Below are 24,946 nucleotides of genomic sequence, written 5' to 3'. Positions count from 1 at the left end.
CGCGCGACGAGCACGCCCGCGCGTCCCGAACTCTCCGGAGGTACCTCGTGCCGCCCCTGTCCTCACTCCGGCCCGCCATCCGTGCCGGTCGGCTCTCCGTGAAGGGCAGCGCCTCGCTGCTCCCCAAGCTCCGCGTCCCCATCTCCGCGTACGTGGTCGACTGTGCCGTGTACGTCGACGGCCGGCGCCTCCCCGGCCACTGGTCGCACGACCGTGCGCTCGCCGAGGTGCGCTCGCGGGACGACGGCTTCGTCTGGATCGGCCTGCACGAGCCCGACGAGGAACAGATCACCGGCATCGCCGACGTCTTCGGTCTGCACGAGCTCGCCGTCGAGGACGCCGTGCAGGCCCACCAGCGCCCGAAGCTGGAGCGCTACGACGACACGCTCTTCATGGTGCTCAAGACGGTCTGTTACACGGGGAAGCCGCAGCCGTCGGCGGAGAACGAGGTCGTCGAGACCGGCGAGGTCATGGTGTTCCTCGGACCGGACTTCGTGATCACGGTGCGCCACGGCGAGCACTCCTCGCTGCGCGACGTGCGCAACGACCTGGAGGCCGACCCCGAGCAGCTCGCGCTGGGGCCCGCGGCGGTGCTGCACGCGATCGCCGACCACATCGTCGACACCTACCTCGGTGTCACCGAGGCGATCGAGACCGACATCGACGAGATGGAGACCGAGGTCTTCGCGCCCCGGTCGGCGGTCGACTCCGAGCAGATCTACGTCATGAAGCGCGAGGTGCTCGAGCTGCGCCGCGCCGTGGTGCCGCTGGGGGCTCCGGTGCGGAAGCTGACCGAGGGCTACAGCTCGCTCGTGCCGCACGACGTACGGTCCTACTTCCGCGACGTCGACGACCACCTCACGACGGTCACCGAACGGATCGCGGGCTTCAACGAGCTGCTCACCACGCTCGTCGACGCCGTGCTCGCCAAGATCACGATGCGGCAGAACAACGACATGCGCAAGATCTCCGCGTACGTCGCGATCGTCTCCGTGCCCACCATGATCGCGGGCATCTACGGCATGAACTTCGACCACATGCCCGAGCTGCACTGGCGCTTCGGCTACCCGTTGGTGCTGGTGACGATCGTCGTGATCTGCGCAGGGCTGTTCCGGGTGTTCCGGCGCAACGAGTGGCTCTGACGCCCGCACTCCACCCGACGGAGCGCGGTCATCACCGGGCGGGGCGCTCGCGGCCGTCCTAGCCTGGTGACCGTGAAGGAGCACCGCCCGGTCAACCCGCTGCGCCGGTTGCAGCGTCCGCGCTGGGCCGAGCAGCAGCCGACGTGGGCCGACGCGAAGCCTGCGCTCATCGGGGCCGCGTTGCAGCGGGCGCGGGAGCGCTCGCCCGGTGGCTGGTTCGTGCTCGCCGCCAGCCGCGAGGTCCGGCCCGGCCGGGCGTTCGGCCGCGTCGTCGCCGGGCAGGAGCTCGTGGCGTGGCGCGACGGCACCGGTGCGCTGCACGTCGGGCCGGGCGCGTGCCCCCACCTCGGGGCCGCCTTGTGCGATGCCCCCGTGCACGACGGGCGGCTCGTGTGCCGGTGGCACGGCCTGGCGCTCGAGCCGGGCGGCCGTCCCGGCTGGCGCACGCTGCCCGCCCACGACGACGGCGTGCTCGCCTGGGTGCGGCTCGACGACACGGCGGAGGGCCCTCCCGCCGACGCCCCGGTGCTCGGCCCCCGTCCCGCGGACCAGGGTCTCGCCGCGGTGGCCACGGTGATCGGGCGCTGCGAGCCGGAGGACGTCATCGCCAACCGGCTCGACCCGTGGCACGGCGCCTGGCTCCACCCGTACTCGTTCACGGCGCTGGAGGTGCTGAGCGCGCCACCGATCGACTGCACCGCCGCGGAGGACCGCTTCCTCATCGAGGTGACGTTCGCCGTGGGTACCCGCTTCGGGGTGCCGGTCCGGGCGGAGTTCAGCTGCCCCGACGCGCGCACGATCACCATGCAGATCGTCGACGGGGAGGGAACGGGCAGCGTCGTCGAGACCCACGCCACGCCACTGCGACCGGGCCCGGACGGCGTGCCGCGCACGGCCGTCATCGAGGCCGTGGTGGCCCACTCCGACCGCCCGGGATTCGGGTACACGCGTCGCGCCGCCGGTGCGCTGCGCCCGCTCATCGGGATGGCCGCGCGGCGGCTCTGGCGCGACGACATCGCCTACGCCGAGCGTCGCTACGAGCTACGCGCCCGTTCCTGACTCCCGCTCGCGCAGCTCCCTGCGGAGGATCTTGCCCGCGCTCGACCTGGGGATCCGGTCGACGAACTCGACCTCCCGCACCTTCTTGAAGGGCGCCACCCGCTCGGCGACGAAGGCCATCACCTCCTCGGCCAGGCCCCCGGCCACGCACGGTGCGTAGCCCTGCTGCGGCACGACGAACGCCTTCGGCCACTCCCCGCCGTCCGGGCCGGGCACGCCGACCACCGCGGCGTCCGCGACACCCTCGTGAGCGAGCAGCGCCCCCTCCAGCTCCGCGGGAGCGACCTGGTTGCCCTTGTACTTGATGAGCTCCTTGAGCCGGTCGACCACGCGGAAGACGCCGTCCTCGGAAACCGTCACGATGTCGCCGGTGTGCAGGAACCCGTCGGCATCCAGGGTGGCCGCCGTGGCCTCGGCGTTGTTCAGGTAGCCGCGCATGATGTTCGGACCCCGGGCCCACAGCTCGCCCGGCTCCCCCGTCTCGACGTCCTCACCCGTCTCCGGGTCGACCACCCGGGCCGTGATGTTCGGCGCCAGTACGCCGAGGCTGCCGCGGTCGATCTCGGGCCGGTCGACGGGAATGCCCGTGATGCCGGGACTGGACTCGGTGAGCCCGTAGCCCTGGACGACGGTGACGTGCAGCCGGTCGGCCACCGCCTCGGCGATGCTGCGTTCCAGCGGTGCGGCCGCCGACACCAGGACGTCCAGGCTGCTCAGGTCGTAGGAGTCGACGAGGGGGCTGCGCGCGAGCCCGAGCATGATCGGCGGGACCGCGGCGACCTGCTCGATGCGGTGCTCGGCGATGGCCTGCAGGAACGCCGTGAACTCGAAGCGCGGCATCGTGACGAGGAGGCCTCGGTTGTACAGGGCCCTGTTCATGGCGACGGTGAGCCCGTAGATGTGGGAGAGCGGGACCGCGGCGAGGTAGCGCCCGTACGGCGCATGTTGGCCGAGCGGTGTGGTCTGCAGCACGTTCGCGACGAGGTTGCGGTGCGTGAGCTGCACGCCCTTCGACAGGCCCGTGGTGCCGGAGGAGTAGGGCAGGACCGCGACGTCGTCCGGCGAGACAGGGGGGCGGGCACCGGCACCGGTGTGCACCGTCTCCAGGAACTCCTCCCACGGCGTCTCCCGCACGGGGCCACCGGCACCGGCGCCCGCACCCAGCACCACGACCTCGTCCACCCTCACGCCGTCGTGCGTCACGGCCACCCGAGCCCGATCCAGGCACTCCGGCGCGGTGAACAGGACCCGCGCCCCGGAGTCGCGCAGTTGGTGGGCGAGCTCGCGCGGCGTGTAGAGCGCGTTCGCGGGCGACACCGTCGCCCCGGCCGCGAGCACGCCGTGGAACACCGCCGGGTACTCGGGGATGTTCGGGGCGAGGATCGCGGCGACGTCCCCGCGCGCCACCCCGCGCTCGCCCAGCCCGGCGGCCACAGCGGAGACGGTCGCGACGAGCTCCCCGTAGGTGTACCCCGACCCGCCGGCCGCGGCGACGGTGGCAGGCCGCTCGGCGTCCTGCGGGTCGAGGTGGCCGAGCAGGAACTCGTGGAGCCCGATCTCGGGGATGTCGAGGTCGGGGTACGGACTACGGATGATCACGTCTGTTTCTCCCTGAGGCGTGGCCGTCGGCGTCCACTCGGAGCCCGAGGCGCTCTGAGCCTCAGAGTCCTGTAGATAGACTGACTGATCAACGTGCCGCGCAGCACACCATGGAATGTTCAGGAGCAGCCATGGTGTTGACGTCCGCTCCCCCGGCCCGCCAGCACGACAGCGCCCCCGAGCAGCACCGCGCCCGTGACCCCGACGGCGCCGAGCCGGTCCCCGAGCAGCAGGGCCGCGAGCACCGCGGCGGTGAGCGGCTCCAACAGCGCCATCAGCACACCGAGCGCCGCGGGTGAGGTCCGCAGCCCACGGAAGTAGCACGTGTAGGCCACCGCGGTCGGGACGACGCCGAGAGCGACGAGCAGCCCGACCGAGCCGGCGCCGGGCGTGAACCCCAGCCCGGACGTGGCCGCGGCGACGGGCACGAGCAGCGCTCCGCCGAGGGTGAACCCGGCTCCCGTGGTGGTCGCGTCGTCCAGGCCCGGGACGGGCCGCGCCGCCAGCAGCGTCATCGCGGTGAACCCGGCCGCGGAGAGCAGCGCGAACACCGTGCCGGCGAGGACCGGGCCTGCGAGACCGGGCGCCTCGGCGGGCGACCCGACGAGCAGTCCCAGCCCGAGCAGGGCGAGGACGACCGCGCCGACCTGCCGTCGCCCCGCCGCCCTGGGACGCGCCAGCAGCACCAGCACCGGCGACGAACCGATCGCCACGAGAGTGGCGAGGCTGACCGAGGTGAGGGACACGGCCGTGAAGTAGCACCCCTGGAAGAGGGCCGCGAGCACGCCGACGGCCGCGATGCGCCGCCATGACGCGGAGCCGCGCGGCAGCCTGCGGCCGGAGACCCGGAGGTAGCCGACGATGAGCAGCCCACCGACGGCGAGCCGGTAGGCCGCCACGGCGAGCGACGAGAGACCGGTGGCGTCGGCGAGCATCCGGCCGAGCAGGCCACCGGTGCCCCAGAGGACTCCTGCGACGACGAGGAGGGACACCCCGGACACGGGGGTGGTACGGACGACGGGCATGGCTGTTCTGCGCTCCTGCGACGGAGGGAAAGGGGTCGCGGAAGCGGGGCCGGTCCGAGCCGTCACCCGGCGGGTGGGACTACCGGTCGGACGACCGAATGGCGCACTCCTGATCAGAGGGGTGCGCAGGCGGCCCCGCTAGGAGCGGGGCGGCGGGGTGATCGGGAACGTGCGGTGCACGAAGGGCAGCGTAGGCGACCTGCCCGGCCCGGGCACGTCGGTTGCGGGTGTCAGGTGCTGGTGGGCGGCGGAGTCACGGCGCTGCCCTCCGGCGGGGTGGGCAGGTCGATGCCCTCGGGCGGGGTCGCGGCGTCGGGATCGACGTGGGCGGGGTCGGCGTCGCCGAAACGGCCGGTGACGAGTTCCTCTGTCGCGGGGCGGCGGCCGAGGAAGGTGTGCACGATGTGCTGCTGCCAGCCCGGCACGGTCTGTACCCGCAGGTCCTCGAACCCGGCAGCAGCCATCCGCCGGGTGAGCTCCTCCACGCCGTCGAACCGCAGGACGCTGCGCCACAGGTACCGGTACAGGTCGGCGGAGCCCGTCCGGATCTTCCCCATCGGGATGATCACGCCCCAGCAGACCGTCGTCCACACCGCCCGGCTGCGCAGCGAGTCACGCACCGAGTACTCGTGCAGCGCGATCGGCGCGCCGGGCCGCAGCAGGCGGTGGAACTGCCGCAGGGCGGCGTCCCGGTGCACGAGGTTGCGCACCAGGTAGGCCGCGAGGATGCCGTCGAAGGGTCCGGTGATCCCGGTCATCGCCAGGTTCTCGACGTTGCCGTGCACGAACTCGACGTTGGGCGGCCACGTCTTGCCCCGGGCCTGCGCCAGCATCTCGCCCGACGCGTCCACCCCGACGATCTGGGCCTCCGGCGCCGAGTCGAGGAGCGCGGCCGTGGACGCGCCGGTGCCACAGCCCAGGTCGAGCAGCCGCAGCCCGGCCCCCCGGTTCGGCAGGCCCATCCGTCTCGTCGTCAGCCGCAGGTGCTCGTGGTATCCGGGGTTGGCCCCGACGAGCTTGTCGTAGGTGCGCGCGTGGGCGTCGAACGAGCGGGGTACTCCTCCGCGCTCGACGGGACCCGGCTTCGACGAGGGAGGCACATCCTGCATCCTGGCGCATTCCAGTCGATCTCGTCTCCATGACACGTACTCTGACGCCGGTGGCCCGGCCACCGAGGACGGCGACGGCGTTCGAGGCCAGGCAGCAGCGACCCCCACCCGAGGAGGCGTGATGCCCGCCACCGGCTTCCCCACCGCCGATGCCGAGAACGACTTCCTGCGGGTACGCCGCAGACAGGTGCTCTCCCGGCTGGCCGCGTGGCTGCGGCGCGAACCGGACGACGTCTCCGAGATCCTGCCCTTCGACGAGGTCGTCGCCGCGTTGGGGCGAACCGGGGAGCGCCGGCTCGGCCTGCGGGTCGTCGCGCTGGAGTCGATCGTCGGCAGCGTCGACCGCACACGCGACTTCGACCGCTGGTTCCGGCCGAGCTCGCAGCGCACCCGCGAGCGGTGGGAGCGGCTGGCGCGCGCACAGCGGCGCGGCGAGCCGATCCCGCCGATCGACCTCTACCAGGTCGGCGAGCTCTACTTCGTCCGCGACGGCCACCACCGCGTCTCGGTGGCGCACGCGCTCGGGCTGCGGTCGATCGACGCGTTCGTCACCGAGGTGACCACCCGCATCGACGCCACCGGGATCTCCCGGCGGGGCGACCTCATCACCAAGGACCTGCGCCGGGTGTTCCTCGACCGCGTCCCCCTGCCGGGCCCGGCGCTGTGCACCATCCTCGTCACCGACGCGTGGTCCTACGCCGAGCTCAGCGAGACCGTGGAGGCGTGGGGGTTCCGGCTGATGCAGCACGAGAACCGGTACCTCGACCGCGAGACGGTGGCCCGCCGCTGGTACTCCGAGGAGTACCGCCCGGTCGTGCGGATGCTCGACCAGGCCTCGCTGATCGGCAACCGCACGGAGGCGGAGGCCTACCTGCACCTGGCGTGCCAGCGCTACCGGCTGCTGCGCACGCACCGATGGGACGACGAGGTGGTCGACCGGCTCCGGGCCGACCACCCTGACCGGCCACGCGGCAGCCGGGTGTAGCGGCCGGTCCGGTAGTGCAACGGTCCCGACGGTCGGGCTGCGATGAGCGTCGGCCCGCGGCGCTCACCGTCAGACGACCACCAGATAGAGGCCGAAGCCGACGATCGCGGCCGCCGCGACCAGACACACGCAGGCCGCAGCCGTGCCGACAGATGCGCTGGGCGCGCTCGCTTCCCCGCCATGGCGCGCCGCCCCGGAGCGTGCGGAGAGCCCGACGAGGGCGAAGGCGACGAGCACGACAACGGCTACGGCCACCGCCAGCGAAACGATCCCCACCAGGAGCAGCGCTCTCCAGTCGACGTCCATCTCCGCTCCTCCCTGGATCGGCGTCAGACGTTGGCGGCCACGGGTGTTGCCGCAGGCGCGTCGTTGACGTTCTCGGCCGTGACGGGTTGGCGCCGCGAACGGGCGTAGATACCCGCGGCCAGGGCGACGCCCACCACCGCGACGATGACGACACCGATGGTGCCCAAGCAGGCCGTGTACGCGGCCACCGCTCCGGCCGCGGCGGCCGCTGGGAGCGTCACCAGCCAGGAGAGCGCCATCTGCCCGGCCACGCCCCAGCGGACCGACGCGAGGCGACGACCCGCGCCGGCACCGAAGATCGAGCCGGTCGCGACCTGGGTGGTGGACAACGCGAACCCCAGGTTCGATGAGGCGAGGATGACCGCAGCGCTGCTGACCTCGGCGGCAAAACCTTGAGTGGTCTGGATCTCGGTCACCCGCTTGCCGAGGGTTCGGATGATCCGCCAACCCCCGACATACGTTCCGAGCGCGATCGACAGGCCAGCGGTTAAGATCACCCAGAGCGGCGGCCCCGCGTCGGTAGGCAGAGTGCCTGCCGTGATGAGGGCGAGGGTGATCACCCCCATCGTCTTCTGCGCGTCGTTCGTGCCGTGGGCGAGCGCCACCATCGACGCCGAGACGATCTGGCCGATCCTGAATCCGCTGCTGACCGTGGCTCGACCCGCACGGGCGGTAATGCGATAAGCGAGAAGGGTGGCCGTCAGCGCGACCACCCCGGCGAGGATCGGGGAGAGCAACGCGGGCAGTAAAATCTTGCTGAGCAGCTGCCCGAACTGGATCGCGTCGACTCCGGCGGCGACCCACGTAGCGCCGATCAACCCACCGAAGAGCGCGTGCGACGAGCTGGACGGCAGGCCGAACAGCCATGTCAGCAGGTTCCAGAGGATCGCGCCGACGAGCCCGGCGAAGATCACCACGGGGGTGATGCGAGCCTCATCAACAAGGCCATCGGAAATCGTCTTGGCGACCTGCACGGAGACGAAGACACCGACGAGGTTCATCACCCCGGCGATCAGGACTGCCAGCTTGGGGCGCAATGCGCCCGTGGCGATCGACGTGGCCATGGCATTGGCCGTGTCGTGAAAGCCGTTCGTGAAGTCGAACACGAGCGCGGCGACCACTACCACCACGATGATCGAAAATTCCATACGGTCAGTTCCTCCAGCTTCCGGGCATGACGCTGCGAGGAGTCGTCGAACGGCGCATGAACGCCGCTCGCGCCCGGGACGACCAGGGGTGCCCGTGACGACCGAACCGACGGCGTCGACCCCCCGTCGCCGCTTGCATGTGCCGCCAGGTCCGCGGGATGCGGCGGTCGCCCATCAGCCGGGTCACCTGGGGCGCCGACTCCGGGGACGGGGTCCAGATGTCCCATGGCATGTCGTGGTCTCGCAGGTTGCTGTCGCGCGGCGCTTCTGCGACCGGATGAAGTGCTGGAACTCCATCGGGTCCCCGGAGGAGAAGCACCGGGGTGTTGTTGCCGACCATGTGGCAGTCGCCCTCGCGGTACAACCCCTCGAGGCGAGAGCCGGGTGGACCTCGCCACCGACGCCCGCGGGCCGCGACGGCCCCGCCACGACGGTGGAACCGGTCACCGGGCCGTCAGGGCGTGGTGGACGCCCAGATGTGTTCACCGCCGTAGATGAAGATCATGAGAGCCGCACCGGTGGCAGGCGGGAGAAAGAGGTACCGCCGTGATCTCCGGAGGTGCGGCGACATCCATGGCGAAGAGAATTGCCTCCCGGTGGACTCAAGTCGCCACGGCCAACGCCCATCTGCGCCCCCCGCCAGCCGGAAGAGCTGACTACCTGTCAGCCGCTAATGCGTGCCCCTGAGCGGTCACGGAGATCGCGGCACCCGCATGGGGTACCGCGATCGTCCTCGTGTTTCCCTACCTCAGACGCCCGGGATGGCCGCCGGCGCGACCACGGCTCACGTGGTCCGTGGCGTCCCGACCAGGTGCGTGAGGATCGGGCTAGACACTGTCGGTGGTGACGGGATGTCCGACCCCGACGCCCGCGGTCAGGTTCTTCCCGCTCGACGGGTCGAAGACCTGGATCTTGCCCGTGTCCACCCACACCTCGGCCCGCACGCCCTCGCGGACACCGGACGTGGCCGACAGCCGGGTGACCAGCGTGCCGCTGTCGCCACCGGGCACGTCGGCGGTGCCGGCATCGGCCGCGAGGTCGGCGAGGTCGGCGGACATCGCCTGCTCGCCCTCCATGCTGAAGTAGGCGAACTTGTCCGATCCCATCGACTCCAGCACGTCGACCTGGGCGGTGAACACCGACCCGCGGGCCCGCTGATGGTCCTCCACGAGCGAGGCGTCCTCGAAGTGCTCCGGCCGGATGCCGACGATCACGTCGCGCTGCGCGTCGGCCCCCTCCAGCGTGCGGCGCACCTCGTCGGTGAGCGCGAGATCGCCCAGCGGGGTGCGGAACGTGCCGCCCTCGAGCTTCGCGGGCAGGAAGTTCATGGCGGGCGAGCCGATGAACCCCGCGACGAAGAGGTTGGCCGGGGTGTCGTAGAGCGTCTGCGGCGAACCGATCTGCTGGACGTGCCCGCCCCGCATGACCACGATGCGGTCGCCGAGCGTCATGGCCTCCGTCTGGTCGTGCGTGACGTAGACGGTGGTGGTCTCGAGCCGCTGCTGGAGCTTGGAGACCATCGTGCGCATCTGCACACGCAGCTTGGCGTCGAGGTTGGACAGCGGCTCGTCCATGAGGAAGGCCTTGGGGCTGCGCACGATCGCGCGGCCCATCGCGACCCGCTGACGCTGCCCGCCGGACATGTTGGCGGGCTTGCGGTCGAGGTGCTGGGTGAGGTCGAGGATCTTCGCGGCCTCCTCGACCTTGCGGTTGATCTCGGCCTTGTCCACCTTGGCGATCTTGAGCGGGAAGCCCATGTTCTCGCGCACGGTCATGTGCGGGTAGAGCGCGTAGGACTGGAACACCATCGCGATGTCGCGGTCCTTGGGCGCCCGCTCGTTCATCCGCTCGCCGCCGATCCGCAGCTCGCCCTCGCTGATGTCCTCCAGCCCGGCGATCATGTTGAGCGCCGTGGACTTCCCGCAGCCCGACGGCCCCACGAGAATGATGAACTCGCCGTCGGCGATCTCGATGTTGATGTCGTCGGCCGCGACGGTGCCGTCGGGGTAGCGCTTGGTGATGTGGTCCAGAACGATGTCAGCCACGTGATCTCAGCCCTTCACTGCACCGGACGTCAGGCCGGCGACGATGCGCCGCTGGAACAACAGAACGAAGATGATGATCGGAATGGTGAGCAGCACCGCTGCCGCCGCGATCGAGCCGGTCGGCTCGGCGAACTGCGAGGCACCGGTGAAGTTCGCGATCGCCACCGTGGCGGTCTGGGACCGCGGGGTGGAGGTCAGCGAGATCGCGAACAGGAAGTCGTTCCAGCAGAAGATGAACACCAGGATGGCCGTGGTGAACACCCCGGGCGCAGCCAGCGGGACGATCACCGAGCGGAACGCCTGCAGCGGCGTGGCCCCGTCCATCTTGGCCGCCTTCTCCAGCTCCCACGGAATCTCCCGGAAGAACGCCGAGAGCGTGTAGATCGCCAGCGGCAGCGCGAACGTGATGTAGGGCAGGATCAGCCCGGGCCAGGTGTCGAACAGGCCCACCGCGCGCTCGATGTCGAACAGCGGCGAGACCAGCGAGATCTGCGGGAACATCGCGATCAGCAGCGACACCCCGACAAGGACCTTCTTGCCGGGGAAATCGAGGCGGGCGATCGCGTAGGCCGCCATCGTGCCGATCACCACCGCCAGCACCGTGGAGATGATCGCGATACCGATCGAGTTCACGAGTGCGCTCGTGAAGATGTCGAGCGAGAAGATCTGCGCATAGTTGTCGAGGGTCCAGCTGCGCGGGATGAAGTTGCCGTCGGTGATCGTGTCGGTGGTCTTGAACGAGAGGCTCAGGATCCACAGCACCGGCACCAGCGCGTACAGGACGACAACCAGGCCGGCGACGCCCCACCAGACCCTCGTACGAGGGTCACCCGTCGTGGTCGCCATCGTCAGCGCCTCCCGCTCGGCTCGGAGCCCGGCGCCGCTGCGCCGAACAGTTTGATGAACAGGACGGCGAGCAGGGCGACACAGATGAAGATCAGCACGCTGATGGCGGATCCGATGCCGAGGTTGAAGGCCTTGAACAGGTTGTCGTAACCCAGCATCGACACCGATCCGGTGCCGTTGGAGCCCTGGGTGAGGATGTAGATGTTGTCGAACACGCGGAACGCGTCGAGCGTGCGGAACAGCAGCGCCACGAGGATCGCCGGCTTCATCATCGGCAGGATGATCTGCGTCAGCCGCTGCCAGGGGCCGGCCCCGTCCACCTGCGCGGCCTTGAGCAGGTCGTCGGGCACGAGGGCGAGACCCGCGAGCAGCAGCAGCGCCATGAACGGCGTGGTCTTCCACACCTCGGCACCGATGACGATGGCCAGCGCCGAACCGAAGTCGGTCAGCGGTGCGCTGCCCGTGGGCAGCAGCGCCGCGAGGTACCCCTTGTCCGGGGTCCAGGCGAACTGCCAGCTGAACGCCGCCACCACCGTGACGATCCCGTAGGGGATGAGGATGACCGTGCGCACCAGGCCGCGGGCGACCAGCGTGCGGTGCATCATCAGTGCGAGGGCGAGCCCCAGCACGAACTCGATCGCCACCGAGATCACGGTGATCAACATCGTGACGCCGAACGCCTGCCACCAGTAGCCCGACGTGAGCACGGTGACGTAGTTGCTCAGCCCGACGAACGCCTGCTCTGCGGGGAAGCGCAGGTCGTAGCGCTGCAGCGACAGCCAGATCGCGTAGCCGATGGGGTAGGCGGTGACCAGCACGATGATGATCGCCGCCGGCGCGCACAGCAGGAGCCCGAGGTTCCGCTCCGCCCGCTTGCCCTCCGACATCTGGGCCTTGGTGGGCCCGCCAGGACGCTGCGTCACCTGCTCGGTGGACGCTGCGAGAGCACCGCTCTGGAGACTCATGGCACCAGTCCTTCCGAGTTGGCGGCGCCCTGGACCTCGTCGGCGAGCATCGGGACCGCGGTGGCCGGGTCGATCGCGGCCGGCGGGTTGAGCAGGTCCGACAGCACGATCGAGATGCTCGTGTATCCCGGGGTCAACGGGCGGACGCTCGCGTTGTCGAGCGAGTTCTTGATCGCCTCCCACGCCGGGTACTTGGCCTGGAACGACGGGTCGGTGTAGAGGTCGGACAGGGTGGGGGGCACCCCGCCCTCCACGGCGTTGCGCAGTTGGTTGTCGCGGTTGCGCAGGCACTGGATCGCCGCGAACGCGAGGTCCTTGTGCTGGCCCGTGGTGCTGACGGCGAGGTTGATGCCGCCGATGGTGGGCTTGGCCGGCTGGCCCGGCACGACGCTCGGGTACGGCGCCCAGGCGAACTCGTCGACCACGCGGCGACCGGTGTCGGCGCTCGTGGGCTTGCCCTGGGGGTCGATGAAGGTGCCGCCTCCCCCGCCGTCCGGCGGCGGCGTGTGGATCGAGGCGTAGACGAAGGGGTAGTTGATCTGGAACGCGGCCGTTCCCGCCTCCATCGCGAGCCGGCCGTCGTTCTCCTTGTTCACCGACAGCGACGGGTCCGAGGCGGGCGACGCCGCCACCCGCTGCATCACCGACAGCGCCTTCTGCGCCGCGTCGCCCCGGCCGAGCAGGACGTTGCCGTCCTCGTCGACGATCTGGCCGCCCGCGCTGTTGAGCAAGGTGTTGAACCAGACCACCAGGCCCTCGTACTGGGCGCCCTGCACCTCGATGTAGGACGGCAGGCCCTGCTGGTGGAGGCGCTCCGAAGCGGAGATCATCTCGTCCCAGGTGGCGGGCGGTGTGGGTGAGAGATCCTTGCGGTACCAGAGGATCTGCGTGTTGGTGTTGAGCGGCGCCGCCCAGAGCGCGCCCTGGTAGGTGGCCGTCTGCAGCGGGCCATCGAGGGTGCCCTGGCGAACCTGCGCGGCGACGTCCTCGGGGAGCTTCTCGATCCAGCCGGCTGCCGCGAACTCCGCGGTCCAGGTGACGTCGATGCCGACGATGTCGACCTCAGAGTCGCCGGCCACGAGGCGGCGGGCGAGCTGCAGGCGCTGGTCGTCGGCCGACTTGGGGAGTGTCTGGTAGACGACCGAGTACCGGCCGCCGGACGCTGCCGTGCAGTCCTTCGCCGCGGCGCTGTACTGCTCGGCGCCGTCGGCGGGACCGTAGACGTTCAGGACAGGAGGCCCGGTGGCCCCCGAACTGCACCCCGCGATCGCGGCTGCGGCCAATACCGCACAGGCCCCGGCGATGAGAGGTCGGCGTCGTCCTCGCCGCCGACCCGGATGGACCGGACCCCGCATACGTGCTCCCGTCCCGGCCGACGCATGAGTCGGCCACGTCGCCCATAGTGTGATGCCGGTCACTGTTAGCACCGGGTGATCCACGCTATGCGCGCCGGGAGCAACCCGCAATGCGGGACGCGCTCCGAGACGGGAACGATATGTACATCAACCGTCGACGCGAACGATGTCAGGCGGGGTGGTTCCCCATCGCCAGCTTGGCGAGCAGTTCACGGGCCTTCTCGGCGTTGCGCGGCTGGCACAGGACGTCGTAGCGGCCGGCCACCATCTGGCTGGCCGAGGTGAAGTCCCGGCGGCCCTTCGAAGCGCCGTAGCCGACGGCGGCGAAGACGAGCCCGAACACGATACCGCTGGCCAGGCCGACCAGGATCGGTCCGAATGACGTGCCGGCCGGGCTGAACAGGCTGAGCAGCAGGCCGACGAACAGACCGAACCACGCGCCGGACGCCGCGCCGGAGACCAGCACCCGGCCCCAGGTCAGGCGCCCGATCACCCGCTCTACCAGCATCAGGTCGACACCGACGATGGTGACGTCGCGGACGGGGAAGTCGGCGTCTGCGAGGTGGTCGACTGCCCGCTGCGCCTCCTCGTACGTGGCGTAGGAACCGACCGGCCACCCGGTGGGCGGGGTCGGCAGGTTGGGCAGGCCGGGCGCGGTGCGCGCGGGGCCACCGAACGGTGTGGTCACGGGGCCTCCTCTTCCAGATCGCGGGACGCCTGATACTCACGGGTCCACATCGTGTCAACGCATGAACGGGGGACGAAGTGCCCGTTCATTCGATCATCACACGAAACGCCGGTGGGCGGAGACTACCTCAGGTCACGACGCGGTTTCAGGATCGATGCGATACCGCACTCCGGCTTGCCAGGGCGGGAAATGGGACCGGTTCGGTCAGCGGAGCCGGTACTCCTTCAGCAGCCCCCGGCTGATGATGGTCTTCTGGATCTCCGAGGTGCCCTCGCCGATCAGCAGGAACGGCGCCTCGCGCATCAGGCGCTCGATCTCGTACTCCTTCGAGTACCCGTAGCCACCGTGGATGCGGAACGACTCCTGCGTCACCTCGGCGCAGTACTCACTCGCCAGCAGCTTCGCCATCCCGGACTCGACGTCGAACCGCTCGCCGGAGTCCTTGAGCCGCGCGGCGTTCACCATCATCAGGTGCGCGGCCTCGACCTTGGTGGCCATCTCGGCCAGCTTGAACGCGATGGCCTGGTGCTCGGCGATCGGTTTCCCGAACGTGCGGCGCTGCTGCGCGTACTCCACGGCGAGCTCGAACGCCCGGATCGAGATGCCGCAGGCGCGCGCCGCGACGTTCACCCGCCCGACCTCGACGCCGTCCATCATCTGGGCGAAGCCGCCGCCGCGCTTCCCGCCGAGGATCTGGCCCGCCGGCACCCGGTGCCCGCTGAACACCAGCTCGGTGGTGTCGACGCCCTTGTAGCCCATCTTGTCGATCTTGCCCGGCACCGTGAGGCCCGGCGCCACCTCGCCGTAGCCCTCCGGCTTGTCCACCAGGAAGCAGGTGAGGTTCTGGTACGCCCGGGACGCGCCCTCGTCGGTGCGCACGAGCACGGCGGCGAGGTTGGACGTACCCCCGTTGGTGAGCCACATCTTGGCGCCGTCGATGACGAAGTCGGCTCCGTCGGCCACGGCCTTCGTCTTGATCGCCGCGACGTCGGATCCCAGGTCGGGCTCCGACATGGAGAACGAGCCGCGCACCTCCCCGGCCGCCATCCGCGGCAGGTAGCGCTGCTTCTGCTCGTCGGTGCCGTGGTGGGTGATCATGTGCGCCACGATGAAGTGGGTGTTGATCACACCCGAGACGCTCATCCAGCCGCGCGCGATCTGCTCGACCACCAGCGCGTAGGTCAGCAGCGACTCACCGAGACCGCCGAACTCCTCCGGGATCGTGAGCCCGAACAGGCCCATCTCCTTCATCCCGTCGACGATGTCCTGGGGATAGGTGTCGGCGTGCTCGAGCGCGGTGGCGTGCGGGATGATCTCCTTGTCCACGAACGTCCTGACGGTGGACAGGATCTCCTGCTGGATCTCGGTGAGACCGGCGGTCTGGGCGAGTCGGGCCATAGTGGTCCTCCTGGCAGGCGTCTCGGGCCGCCGGGCGGTGCAGAAGGTCCCGGCGCTGGGCTGCTGGTGCAGAAGTATCCACCTGCATGACATACCTAGCGCGTGCTCGGGATGTGAAGGTCCTCACCCGCTACCGGTTGGCCCGACCGGTCAGGACTCCGGCGGGGTCCAGCGGTCGGTGCGCTCCATGCCGGCGGCGCGGCCCTTGCCCGAGATCACCAGTGCCATCTTGCGGGAGGCCTCGTCGATCATCTCGTCGCCGATCATCGCGGCCCCGCGCTTCCCGCCCGCCTCGGAGGTGTACCAGTCGTACGCGTCGAGGATGTTCTCCGCGTGGTCGTAGTCCTCCTGGCGGGGGCTGTAGGTCTCGTTGGCCGCCTCGATCTGGCCGGGGTGCAGCACCCACTTGCCGTCGAACCCCAGCGCCGCGGAGCGCGCGGCCACCCGCCGGAAGCCCTCGACGTCCTTGATCTGCAGGTACGGGCCGTCGATCGCCTGCTTGTCGTACGCCCTGGCCGCCATCAGGATGCTCATCAGGATGTGGTGGTAGGCGTCGCCCACGTCGTAGCCGGGCGGCTGCTCCCCCACCACGAGGGACTTCATGTTGATCGACGCCATGAAGTCGGCCGGGCCGAAGATGATCGTCTCCACCCGCGGTGACGCCGTGGCGATCGCGTTGACGTTGACGAGTCCGAGCGCGTTCTCGATCTGCGCCTCGATCCCGATCCGACCGACCTCGTAACCCATGGTCTTCTCGATCTGGGTGATCAGCATGTCGAGCGCGACGATCTGCTCGGCCGTCTGCGCCTTCGGCAGCATGATGGCGTCGAGGTTGGCCCCCGCGCCCTCGACGACCTCGGTGACGTCCCGATAGGTCCACTCGGTGGTCCAGTCGTTCACCCGGACCACGCGGATCTTCTCGTCCCAGCCGCCCTCGTTGAGAGCCGCGACGATCGTCTTGCGGGCACCCGGCTTGGCCAGTGGCGCACACGCGTCCTCGAGGTCGAGGAACACCTGGTCGACAGGCAGTGTGCGGGCCTTGTCGATGAACTTCTGGCTGGACCCGGGCACGGCGAGGCAGGAACGGCGGGCCCGGGCCCGGGTGGCACCCGCGGCGGGTCGGGTCGGGGTGTCTGCTGAGTTCGCGGGCTCATTCACGAGCGACTCCTCGTCGAGGTCGGCACCGAGCGGCACGGCTTGCGACGATGCTGACACGACCCCAGCGGCTACGCGGATCGGGGTGATCGGTTTCTCAATCACCGGGACGGGCGAGCAGCTCGCCCCTGGCCACGGCCACGACGCCGCCGTACACCGAGGCCTCCTGCGCGGCCCCGCCGTCGGCCCGCACGAGCACCCCCAGCTGCGACGGCCTGCCGATCTCCGCGCCCTGGTCCACGATGAAGCCCGACTGGCCCTCGCCCGGCAGCACCCCGCGGTCGACGAGGAACACCGCGAGCGCCACGGCCGCCGACCCCGTGGCCGGGTCCTCGTCGACCCCGGCCTCGGGCGCGAACATCCGCATGTGCGCCCGCCAGCCCGCGCGGTCGTAGGCCACGACCACCAGCCCGACCAGGTCCGCCACCAGTGCCCGCAGTGCCGCGGCGTCGGGCGTGGCGCGTGCCACCGCGTCGGCGCGCACCGGGAGGACGGCGAAGGGCACGCCCGCTGCCGCCACGCCGGCCGGCACCTCGCCGTCGACGTCCTCCGGTCCGAGGCCCACGGCCGCGGCGAGCGCCGCCCCGTCGAGCGTGGGACCGACCACGGGCGCGCCGCCGGTCACCTGCGCACCGTGGTCGTCCACCCGCACCGGCAGCAGCCCGGCGCCGCACTCCTGCACGACCTCACCGGTGTCGATCAACCCGGCCCGGGCGAGCACCCACGCCGTTCCGACGCTGGGGTGCCCGGCGAAGGGCAGCTCTCGCGCCGGAGTGAAGATGCGCAACCGGTAGTCCGCACCCGGTTCGGTCGGCGGGAGCGGGAACGCGGTTTCGGAGAGGCCGAATTCCGCCGCGATCGCCTGCATCTGAGCGGTGTCGAGATCAACGGCGCCGTGTACCACGGCGAGCGGATTACCGGAGAATGGCGTGTCGGTGAATACGTCGACCACGTCGTACCGGAGTTGGATCACGCCCGCAGCTTAGGCTTTCGTACATGGGCATCGACCGCGTCTTCGTGGCACGACTGGCGGGACTTGCCGTCTTCGGGCCGGATGGGGAGCGGATCGGCAAGGTGCGCGACCTCGTGGCGACGCTCCGGGTGGACGCCAGCCCGCCGCGCGTGCTCGGCATGGTGGTCGAGCTGGCCACCCGGCGGCGCATCTTCGTCCCGATGCTGCGGGTCACCACGATCGACCCCGGAGCCGTCACGCTCGCCACGGGATCGGTCAGCCTGCGTCGCTTCGCGCAGCGCCCGAACGAGACCCTGCTCGTCGGCCAGCTGATCGACGCCCGGGTCCGGATGGTGGACGGCGGCGAGGAGGTCGTCGTCGTCGACGCGGCCATCGAGCCGACCCGGTCGCGTGACTGGGTCGTCGGCCGGCTCGCGTTGCGCACGCGCAGGCACGGCTTCACCCGCCGCGGGCCGATCCAGGTGGTGCCGTGGAACGCGGTCACCGGGCTGTCGCTGTCCGACCGGCAGGGCACAGCCGGCCTGCTGGCGGTGTTCGAGACGATGCGGCCTGCCGACGTCGCCACCGCGCTCTCGGAGTTGCCCGAGAAGCGCCAGCACGAGGTGATCGACTCCCTCGACGACGAGCGGCTCGCCGACGTCTTCGAGGAGATGTCGGAGTCAGACCAGCGAGCGCTGCTCGGACATCTCGACGTCGAGCGCGCGGCCGACGTGCTGGAGGCGATGTCCCCCGACGACGCCGCCGACCTGCTGCACGAGCTGCCCGACGCCGACGCCGACGCCCTGCTCGCGCTGATGGAGCCCGACGAGTCGGCCCCGGTGCGCAGGCTGATGAGCTACTCGTCCGACACGGCGGGCGGCCTGATGACCCCCGAACCGATCATCCTGCGCCCGGACGCCACGGTGGCCGAGGCGCTGGCCCGGATCCGCAACCCCGACTACCCACCCGCGCTGGCCAGCATGGTGTTCGTCTGCCGGTCGCCGTCCGAGACCCCGACGGGGCCCTACCTCGGCTGCGTGCACGCCCAGCGGCTGCTGCGGGAGCCCCCGTCCGAGCTCGTCGCGGGCGTGGTGGACGCCGAGCTGGCCCGGCTCACCCCGGACGCCACGCTCGGTGAGATCACCCGCTACTTCGCGGCGTACAACCTGGTGGCGGGGCCCGTGGTCGACAGCGAGGACCATCTGCTCGGGGCGGTCACGGTGGACGACGTGCTCGACCACCTGCTGCCCCCCGACTGGCGCGACCGGCTGACGGAGCCCGAAGGTGCACCGGACCGGGAGTCCGACGACGCGAACCCCGAGGTGGCGGATGCCTGAGAACACGACGTACCGCAGGCTCGACCAGCCACGGCGCGGCCGCGCCCGGTTCGAGGTCGACCCCGACTGGTTCCCGCGGCTGTCGGAGCGGGTCGCCCGGTTCCTCGGCACCGGCCGCTTCCTCGCGATCCAGACCGTGATCGTGTTCATCTGGATCGTGCTGAACCTGACGGCGGTGCTCGGGCGGTGGGACCCCTACCCGTTCATCCTGCTCAACCTGGCCTTCTCCACCCAGGCCGCGTACGCCGCTCCGTTGATCCTGCTGGCACAGAACCGGCAGGACGACCGCGACCGTGTCTCGCTCGAGGAGGACCGCGCCCGCGCGGCGCGGACCAAGGCCGACACCGAGTTCCTCGCCAGGGAGCTCGCGGCCCTGCGGATCGCCGTCGGCGAGATGACCACGCGGGACTACCTGCGCAGCGAGCTCGACAAGCTCGCCGAGAAGATCAACGGGGACCGGCCGGTCGCGGGCCCCGAGACCGACCGCGTCCGGCCGAGGGTCACTCGGCCAGCCGACGGCTGATCTGCTCGAGGGTGTCGAGATCCTCGCCGTCCAGCTTCTCGACGAAGTACCGCACGACCCCGCTGAGGTGGGTGCGCGACGCCGTGCGGAGGCGGTGCAGGCCCGCCTGGGTGAGCTCGGCGGCGACACCGCGCCCATCGCTCTCCACCGGGCAGCGCGCCACCAGGCCCGACTTCTCCAGCCGGTCGACGAGGCGCGTGACCCCGGATCGCGACAGGAGCACCGCCTCGGCCAGCTCAGTCATCCGCAGCCGTCGCTCGGGGGCCTCGGCAAGCTGCACCAGCACGTCGTAGGCCGCGAGCGACAGCTTCTGCTCGGCGACCAGCTCGGTCTCCAGCGCGCGGACGATCGTGGCGTGCGCGCGGAGGAAGGAGCGCCAGGATTCGAGTTGCTCGCGGGTCGGCATGTTGCGGGCCACCCGGGTGGAGGCGTCAGAAGGTGATGCGTGGGCGGCGGTGTCCGTCACGGCGGACGATGCTACGGACGTCACGCCCTCAGGGCACGGACGTAACATGGATTCGGGCGCACCAAGGTCACGTACGGGCAAAATCGCAGGAAGGTGCAGCGGAAACTCAGATGTCCACCACCGGTAACACCACAACCACCGAGCAGGCCGTCCATGCGGCGCTCGCCACCGTCGAGGACCCGGAGATCCACCGGCCGATCACCGAGCTCGGGATGGTGAAGAGCGTTCAGGTGCTGCCTGACGGTCGGGCGCGGATCGGGGTGTACCTCACCGTCGCGGGCTGCCCGATGCGCGACACCATCACCAAGCGCGTCACCAACGCCGTGTCCGCCGTCGCGGGCATCACGGCGGTCGACGTCGAGCTCGACGTCATGAACGACGAGCAGCGCACCCAGCTGCGCAAGGGCCTGCGCGGCGACGCCGCAGAGCCGGTGATCCCCTTCGCCCAGCCCGGCTCCCTCACCCGCGTCTACTGCGTGGCCTCGGGCAAGGGCGGGGTCGGCAAGTCGTCGGTCACCGTCAACCTGGCGGCCGCGATGGCGGCAAAGGGCCTCTCGGTCGGCGTGGTGGACGCGGACATCTACGGGCACTCGGTGCCGCGGATGCTGGGCACCGCCGACGCGCGCCCCACCAAGGTCGAGAACATGATCATGCCGCCGCAGGCGCACGGCGTGAAGGTCATCTCGATCGGGATGTTCACCCCGGGCAACGACCCGGTGGTCTGGCGCGGCCCGATGCTGCACCGCGCGCTGCAGCAGTTCCTCGCCGACGTGTTCTGGGGCGACCTCGACGTCCTGCTGCTCGACCTGCCGCCCGGCACCGGCGACATCGCGATCTCCACCGCCCAGCTCGTGCCCAACGCGGAGCTGCTGGTGGTCACCACCCCGCAGATGGCGGCGGCCGAGGTGGCCGAGCGGGCCGGCACGATCGCGCTGCAGACCCGTCAGCGGCTCGCCGGCGTCGTCGAGAACATGTCGTGGATGGAGCTGCCCGACGGCACCCGCATGGAGGTCTTCGGCTCGGGCGGCGGCCAGACGGTCGCCGACTCCCTCACCCGCATCATCGGGGCGCCGGTGCCGCTGCTCGGTCAGGTCCCGCTGGAGACCCGCGTGCGCGAGTGCGGTGACTCCGGCACCCCGATCGTGCTGGCGGACCCGGAGTCGCCCGCCGCCGTCGCGTTGCGCGGGGTGGCCGACAGGCTCACCACCCGCGCCCGTGGCCTCGCCGGGATGAGCCTGAACATCTCCCCTGTCCGGAAGTAGGGGCCGGGGGGCTCAGGCCGCGATGCGGTAGGTGCTGCCGCTGCTGTTGGGGAGCCACGCGCCGGGCATGGCGGCGGCCAGCGCGTGCTGCGCACGCCAGCCCGTGCAGTGGCCCGGCACCACCATCGCCGGGGCCATCTCGATGAGCGCGGCCACCGTCGGGGGGATCACCGGTTCGAAGAACGGGCCCCCCAGGTGCAGTCCGCCGAGCAGCGCGTGCAGCCGGTCCACTCCGGTGAGCCGCTGCGCGTGCCGGACGATGTTGACCGCGCCCGCGTGCCCGCACCCGGTGAGCACCACGAGCCCGCGGTCCCGGACGTTGACGACGAGCGCCTGGTCGTCGCGCACGAGTGCGTCGTGCTCCCACCCGCTGCCGGTCCAGGCCTGGTGCGCGGGTGGCATGCCGTGCTCGAACTCGGTGGTGCGGTCGACCTCACCGGTGATCAGCACGGAGCCGTCCACCAGCACGGACGGCTCCCGGCGTTCGACGACCTCGAAGCCCTCGCCGTTGAGGGCACGCCTGCTCAGCGTCGGGAGCTCACGGATCTCATCACCCCCGACGGACAACCGCCTCCGCGTCCAGGCGCCGGGGTGCACCACCATCGGCAGGGCCCGCGATCCTCGCCTGCCGGCGAGCCCGGCCAGGCCACCGGCGTGGTCGTAGTGGCCGTGGCTGAGCACCACCCCGTGGACGTCGGACAGGTCGATGCCCATCCGGGACGCGTTGGTGACCATGCCGTCGGCGCTGAGCCCGGTGTCGAACAGCAGGGTCGTGGTGCTGGCGCCACGCCGGACGGTGACGAGCGCGGCGAAACCGTGCTCGGCGCGCAGGCCGGGATCGGTACGCCCGCCCTCGAACTGGGCGGCCGTCTCCCACGCCTGTCCCGGACTCACCCGCGTGACCCGGTCGTCGCCGGTGAGCAGCGCGTCGAAGACGTTGTCGATGAGGGTGGTGATCCGCACCTCGTCGACCGGTTCGAGGGCGATCGGGTCGACCGCCGTTCCCTCCGCGGGCCGGGGGACGGCCGCGAGCACCTCCGCCGGGCCGGCATGTTCGTCGCACACGCCGGCCGACGCTACCCGCGGACTTACCGCCCGGCGGAGCGAACCGCTTCGGCCCAGAGTCCCACGGCCTCGTCCACCTGCCCGGGGGTGACGATCAGTGCCGGGATCATCCGCACCACGTTGGCATACGGGCCACAGGTCAGGAGCAGCAGCCCCAACTCCGCCGCGGCGCCCTGCGCACGGCCGGCCGCCGCGGGGTCGGGCGCGCCGTCCGTCGTGCAGAACTCGTTGCCCACCATGAGCCCGAGCCCGCGGACGTCGGCGATGCCCGGATGGTCGGCAGCCACCTTCCGCAGTCCCTCGAGCAGGCGCACGCCCTGTTCGGCGGCGTTGGCGACGAGGCCCTCGTCCTCGATCACGTCAAGGGTGGCGAGCGCGGCCGCGCAGGCCACCGCGTTGCCGCCGTACGTGCCACCCTGCGAACCGGGCCACGCCTTCGCCATCAGCTCGGAAGACGCCGCGATACCGGACAGGGGGAAGCCGCTGGCGAGTCCCTTCGCGGTGACCAGGACGTCCGGGGTGAGGCCGGCGGTGTGCTGGTGGCCCCAGAACCGCCCGGTGCGCCCGAACCCGGTCTGCACCTCGTCGGCGATCAGCAGCACCCCGAGGGCGTCCGCCCGTTCCCGCAGCCCGGTGAGGAAGGCCTGCGGAGCGGGCACGTAGCCGCCTTCCCCGAGCACCGGCTCCACCAGGAACGCCGCCACGTCGGCGGCGGGTGCGGCGGTCACGAGCAGCCGGTCGAGCTCACGCAGGCAGAACGCGACGGTCTCCTCCTCGCTCCAGCCGTACCGGAAGGCGTAGGGGAACGGTGCGAACTCGACCCCGCCCATCAGCGGGCCCATGCCGGCGCGGATCTTCGCCCCGGACGAGGTGAGTGCGGCCGCGCCCATCGTGCGTCCGTGGAAGCCACCCTCGAACGCGACGACCAGCGGCCGTCCGGTGGCCTGGCGGGCCAGCCGCACCGACGCCTCGACGGCCTCGCTGCCCGAGTTGGCGAAGAACACGCTGTCGAGCCCCGCAGGCAGCACGTCCCCCAGCCGCTCCGCCAGCCGCAGCAACGGCTCGTGCATGACGGTCGTGTACTGCCCGTGGATGAGGGTGGCCACCTGCTCCTGAGCCGCCGCGACCACCCGGGGATGGCAGTGGCCCGTGCTGGTGACGCCGATGCCTGCGGTGAAGTCCAGGTAGCGGCGGCCCTGCGTGTCGATCAGGTGGACGCCCTCTCCCCTGGCGGCCTGCACCGGGGTCGCCTGCTTCAGGGCCGGGGACAGCTGGGCCATACCGTCTCCTCGATCTTGTCCAATTGTCGACAATCACCGATGGAAGCACGGACCCGGGCCCGAGACAAGCGGACCGGGCTGCCGGCTACTCCAGCCATTCCGTGATGAACACGTCGTTCGCGTGGATGTTGGTCATCACCAGCCGCTCCGATCCGACGTTCCGGAACTTGTGCGGGGTCTGCGGCGGCACGACCACCACCTGGCCCGCCGTCGCCACCAGCACCTGACCCGCCACCGTGAACTCGGCCTCCCCGCCGTGCATCACGAACGTCTCGTCGTAGGGGTGCTGGTGCAGCGCGGGGCCGGCCCCGGGCTCGTCGGTGCTCACGAGGATGACGGAGACCGTGCCGCCGTGCTCGCGGCCCTGCAGCTGGCCCGACCCGGCGCCGGCCTCGAGGACAGTCGCCAGCTGGTAGGGGGCGGCGTCGGAGATGCTCATGCCGGTAGGACCCCGGCCGCGACGGGAACTCATCGCGGACCACACACATCCCGTGGCCACCGTGCACACGTCCTGACGTGGGTGCGGCGGCCACCAGGTGTGCGTGGTCGAGGGATCCCGTCAGGCGGGCACGGCGGGCGAGGGCGGGGCGGCCACGGCCAGCGGCGCCAGGATCCGCTCCACGGCATCGGCCATGTGCGCCTCCAGCACGGCGCCCAGCCGGTCGGCGTCCCCGTCGCGCACGGCGTCGCGCAGCTCCCGGTGCTCGGCCAGCAGCGCATCGGCGGGCGGGGCGGTGTCCTGCAGCGCGGCCAGGCACATCCGGGTCTCCACGAGCAGCGCGTCGGCCATCCGCCGCAGCCGCGGGCTGCCCGACGCGGCGACGAACTCGGCGTGGAACGCGTGGTCGGCGTCGGCCAGTGCCACCGGGTCGCCCGCGGCCTCCTCCATGACCGTCAGTGCCGCGGTCAGCCGCCGGGCGGCCTCGGCGCGGTCACCGGCCATCAGGAGCAGGCCGGCGGCCCGCTCGACGGCGGTGCGGGCCGTGTAGACGTCGCGCACGTCCGCCGCGTCGAGATCGCGTACGAACAACCCGCGGTGCCGCTCGCTGCGCAGCAGCCCCTCGGCGACCAGCCGCTGCATGGCCTCCCGCAGCGGGCCGCGGCTGACCCCGAGGCGGGTGGCCAGCTCCACCTCGCCCAGCTGGGTGTCGGGCGGCAGCGTCCCGCGCATGATCGCCTCCCGCAGCCTGTCGGCGACGATGGCGGCGGTCGAACGGCGTTCCACCGGTTCCAGGT

General features: G+C 71.1%; 25 protein-coding genes. 6 read left to right on the top strand and 19 right to left on the bottom strand.

Annotation, left to right across the window (positions count from 1 at the left end):
* Nucleotides 1–47 precede the first annotated feature (47 nt).
* Together corA and HF577_RS20040 are read left to right on the top strand one after the other, a co-directional pair.
* On the top strand, nucleotides 48–1,142 hold the full coding sequence (gene corA, locus HF577_RS20045) for a magnesium/cobalt transporter CorA (RefSeq protein WP_169397441.1): 1,095 nt from the start codon (nucleotides 48–50) through the stop codon (nucleotides 1,140–1,142).
* 72 nt (nucleotides 1,143–1,214) lie between these two features.
* Nucleotides 1,215–2,201, top strand: coding sequence for a DUF5914 domain-containing protein (locus HF577_RS20040; protein WP_312859251.1), 987 nt, complete (start codon nucleotides 1,215–1,217; stop codon nucleotides 2,199–2,201).
* Here HF577_RS20040 and HF577_RS20035 read toward each other — a convergent pair.
* From HF577_RS20035 to HF577_RS20025, 3 genes are all read right to left on the bottom strand, one after another.
* A complete protein-coding gene (locus tag HF577_RS20035; RefSeq protein WP_312859250.1) occupies nucleotides 2,184–3,800 on the bottom strand; it encodes an AMP-binding protein in 1,617 nt (538 codons plus the stop codon). The genes HF577_RS20040 and HF577_RS20035 overlap by 18 nt on opposite strands.
* 119 nt (nucleotides 3,801–3,919) lie before the next feature.
* A complete protein-coding gene (locus HF577_RS20030) occupies nucleotides 3,920–4,825 on the bottom strand; it encodes a DMT family transporter (protein ID WP_169397440.1) in 906 nt (301 codons plus the stop codon).
* A gap of 230 nt (nucleotides 4,826–5,055) precedes the next feature.
* Complete coding sequence (locus HF577_RS20025; protein WP_169397439.1) at nucleotides 5,056–5,934, bottom strand: class I SAM-dependent methyltransferase; 879 nt, start codon at nucleotides 5,932–5,934, stop codon at nucleotides 5,056–5,058.
* 121 nt (nucleotides 5,935–6,055) lie between these two features.
* On the opposite strand from HF577_RS20025, the gene HF577_RS20020 reads away from it, so the two are divergent.
* Nucleotides 6,056–6,919, top strand: coding sequence for a ParB N-terminal domain-containing protein (locus tag HF577_RS20020; RefSeq protein WP_169397438.1), 864 nt, complete (start codon nucleotides 6,056–6,058; stop codon nucleotides 6,917–6,919).
* A 69-nt stretch (nucleotides 6,920–6,988) separates the two neighbouring features.
* Here the strand turns inward: HF577_RS20020 and HF577_RS20015 are convergent, their stop codons facing one another.
* From HF577_RS20015 to HF577_RS19965, 11 genes are all read right to left on the bottom strand, one after another.
* Nucleotides 6,989–7,225 carry a hypothetical protein gene (locus HF577_RS20015; protein ID WP_169397437.1) on the bottom strand — a complete coding sequence of 79 codons (237 nt, stop codon included), beginning with the start codon at nucleotides 7,223–7,225 and terminating at the stop codon, nucleotides 6,989–6,991.
* Between the two features lie 23 nt (nucleotides 7,226–7,248).
* Nucleotides 7,249–8,373 (bottom strand): inorganic phosphate transporter, encoded by a 1,125-nt coding sequence (locus tag HF577_RS20010; protein WP_169397436.1) that lies wholly within the window; start codon nucleotides 8,371–8,373, stop codon nucleotides 7,249–7,251.
* A 4-nt stretch (nucleotides 8,374–8,377) separates the two neighbouring features.
* Nucleotides 8,378–8,713: a catalase gene (locus tag HF577_RS40200; protein WP_169397435.1), complete on the bottom strand. Its 336-nt coding sequence runs from the start codon at nucleotides 8,711–8,713 to the stop codon at nucleotides 8,378–8,380.
* 487 nt (nucleotides 8,714–9,200) lie between these two features.
* The gene (locus tag HF577_RS20000; protein WP_169397434.1) at nucleotides 9,201–10,418 is read right to left on the bottom strand and encodes an ABC transporter ATP-binding protein; all 1,218 of its coding nucleotides are present in this window, start codon (nucleotides 10,416–10,418) and stop codon (nucleotides 9,201–9,203) included.
* Between the two features lie 6 nt (nucleotides 10,419–10,424).
* Nucleotides 10,425–11,264: a carbohydrate ABC transporter permease gene (locus HF577_RS19995; protein WP_169397433.1), complete on the bottom strand. Its 840-nt coding sequence runs from the start codon at nucleotides 11,262–11,264 to the stop codon at nucleotides 10,425–10,427.
* A 2-nt stretch (nucleotides 11,265–11,266) separates the two neighbouring features.
* The gene (locus tag HF577_RS19990; RefSeq protein WP_169397432.1) at nucleotides 11,267–12,229 is read right to left on the bottom strand and encodes a carbohydrate ABC transporter permease; all 963 of its coding nucleotides are present in this window, start codon (nucleotides 12,227–12,229) and stop codon (nucleotides 11,267–11,269) included.
* A complete protein-coding gene (locus tag HF577_RS19985; RefSeq protein ID WP_246266726.1) occupies nucleotides 12,226–13,512 on the bottom strand; it encodes an ABC transporter substrate-binding protein in 1,287 nt (428 codons plus the stop codon). Before HF577_RS19985 ends, HF577_RS19990 begins: the two co-directional genes overlap by 4 nt.
* 241 nt (nucleotides 13,513–13,753) lie before the next feature.
* The gene (locus HF577_RS19980; protein WP_169397430.1) at nucleotides 13,754–14,272 is read right to left on the bottom strand and encodes a general stress protein; all 519 of its coding nucleotides are present in this window, start codon (nucleotides 14,270–14,272) and stop codon (nucleotides 13,754–13,756) included.
* 204 nt (nucleotides 14,273–14,476) lie between these two features.
* Nucleotides 14,477–15,670, bottom strand: a complete 1,194-nt coding sequence (locus HF577_RS19975) for an acyl-CoA dehydrogenase family protein (protein ID WP_169397429.1) — start codon at nucleotides 15,668–15,670, stop codon at nucleotides 14,477–14,479.
* A gap of 150 nt (nucleotides 15,671–15,820) precedes the next feature.
* Nucleotides 15,821–16,828, bottom strand: coding sequence for an HpcH/HpaI aldolase/citrate lyase family protein (locus HF577_RS19970; RefSeq protein WP_407692220.1), 1,008 nt, complete (start codon nucleotides 16,826–16,828; stop codon nucleotides 15,821–15,823).
* A 94-nt stretch (nucleotides 16,829–16,922) separates the two neighbouring features.
* Nucleotides 16,923–17,798 (bottom strand): PhzF family phenazine biosynthesis protein, encoded by an 876-nt coding sequence (locus HF577_RS19965; RefSeq protein WP_169397428.1) that lies wholly within the window; start codon nucleotides 17,796–17,798, stop codon nucleotides 16,923–16,925.
* 23 nt (nucleotides 17,799–17,821) lie between these two features.
* Between HF577_RS19965 and HF577_RS19960 the strand changes: the two genes are divergently transcribed.
* Both HF577_RS19960 and HF577_RS19955 read left to right on the top strand, forming a co-directional pair.
* The gene (locus HF577_RS19960; protein WP_169397427.1) at nucleotides 17,822–19,114 is read left to right on the top strand and encodes a magnesium transporter MgtE N-terminal domain-containing protein; all 1,293 of its coding nucleotides are present in this window, start codon (nucleotides 17,822–17,824) and stop codon (nucleotides 19,112–19,114) included.
* Nucleotides 19,107–19,637: a DUF1003 domain-containing protein gene (locus HF577_RS19955; RefSeq protein WP_169397426.1), complete on the top strand. Its 531-nt coding sequence runs from the start codon at nucleotides 19,107–19,109 to the stop codon at nucleotides 19,635–19,637. The genes HF577_RS19960 and HF577_RS19955 overlap by 8 nt, the downstream gene beginning before the upstream one ends.
* Here HF577_RS19955 and HF577_RS19950 read toward each other — a convergent pair.
* Complete coding sequence (locus HF577_RS19950; RefSeq protein ID WP_169397458.1) at nucleotides 19,615–20,043, bottom strand: MarR family winged helix-turn-helix transcriptional regulator; 429 nt, start codon at nucleotides 20,041–20,043, stop codon at nucleotides 19,615–19,617. The two genes, HF577_RS19955 and HF577_RS19950, sit on opposite strands and share 23 nt — an antisense overlap.
* Before the next feature lie 170 nt (nucleotides 20,044–20,213).
* Between HF577_RS19950 and HF577_RS19945 the strand changes: the two genes are divergently transcribed.
* Nucleotides 20,214–21,365 (top strand): Mrp/NBP35 family ATP-binding protein, encoded by a 1,152-nt coding sequence (locus tag HF577_RS19945; RefSeq protein WP_169397425.1) that lies wholly within the window; start codon nucleotides 20,214–20,216, stop codon nucleotides 21,363–21,365.
* A 12-nt stretch (nucleotides 21,366–21,377) separates the two neighbouring features.
* Here HF577_RS19945 and HF577_RS19940 read toward each other — a convergent pair whose 3' ends face one another.
* The 4 genes from HF577_RS19940 to HF577_RS19925 all read right to left on the bottom strand — a co-directional run bounded on the left by HF577_RS19940 (nucleotide 21,378) and on the right by HF577_RS19925 (nucleotide 24,944).
* Nucleotides 21,378–22,430 (bottom strand): MBL fold metallo-hydrolase, encoded by a 1,053-nt coding sequence (locus tag HF577_RS19940; RefSeq protein ID WP_169397424.1) that lies wholly within the window; start codon nucleotides 22,428–22,430, stop codon nucleotides 21,378–21,380.
* Between the two features lie 23 nt (nucleotides 22,431–22,453).
* Nucleotides 22,454–23,710 carry an aspartate aminotransferase family protein gene (locus HF577_RS19935; RefSeq protein WP_169397423.1) on the bottom strand — a complete coding sequence of 419 codons (1,257 nt, stop codon included), beginning with the start codon at nucleotides 23,708–23,710 and terminating at the stop codon, nucleotides 22,454–22,456.
* Nucleotides 23,711–23,795: 85 nt separating this feature from the next.
* Nucleotides 23,796–24,149, bottom strand: coding sequence for a cupin domain-containing protein (locus HF577_RS19930; protein ID WP_169397422.1), 354 nt, complete (start codon nucleotides 24,147–24,149; stop codon nucleotides 23,796–23,798).
* Nucleotides 24,150–24,269: 120 nt separating this feature from the next.
* Entirely contained in the window at nucleotides 24,270–24,944 is a 675-nt protein-coding gene (locus tag HF577_RS19925) for a GntR family transcriptional regulator (protein ID WP_246266725.1), read from the bottom strand.
* Nucleotides 24,945–24,946: the final 2 nt, after the last annotated feature.

It is taken from the genome of Pseudonocardia xinjiangensis (assembly GCF_012911925.1).
Classification (GTDB): Bacteria; Actinomycetota; Actinomycetes; order Mycobacteriales; family Pseudonocardiaceae; genus Pseudonocardia; species Pseudonocardia xinjiangensis.
This window is presented reverse-complemented; position numbering and strand designations above follow the sequence as displayed.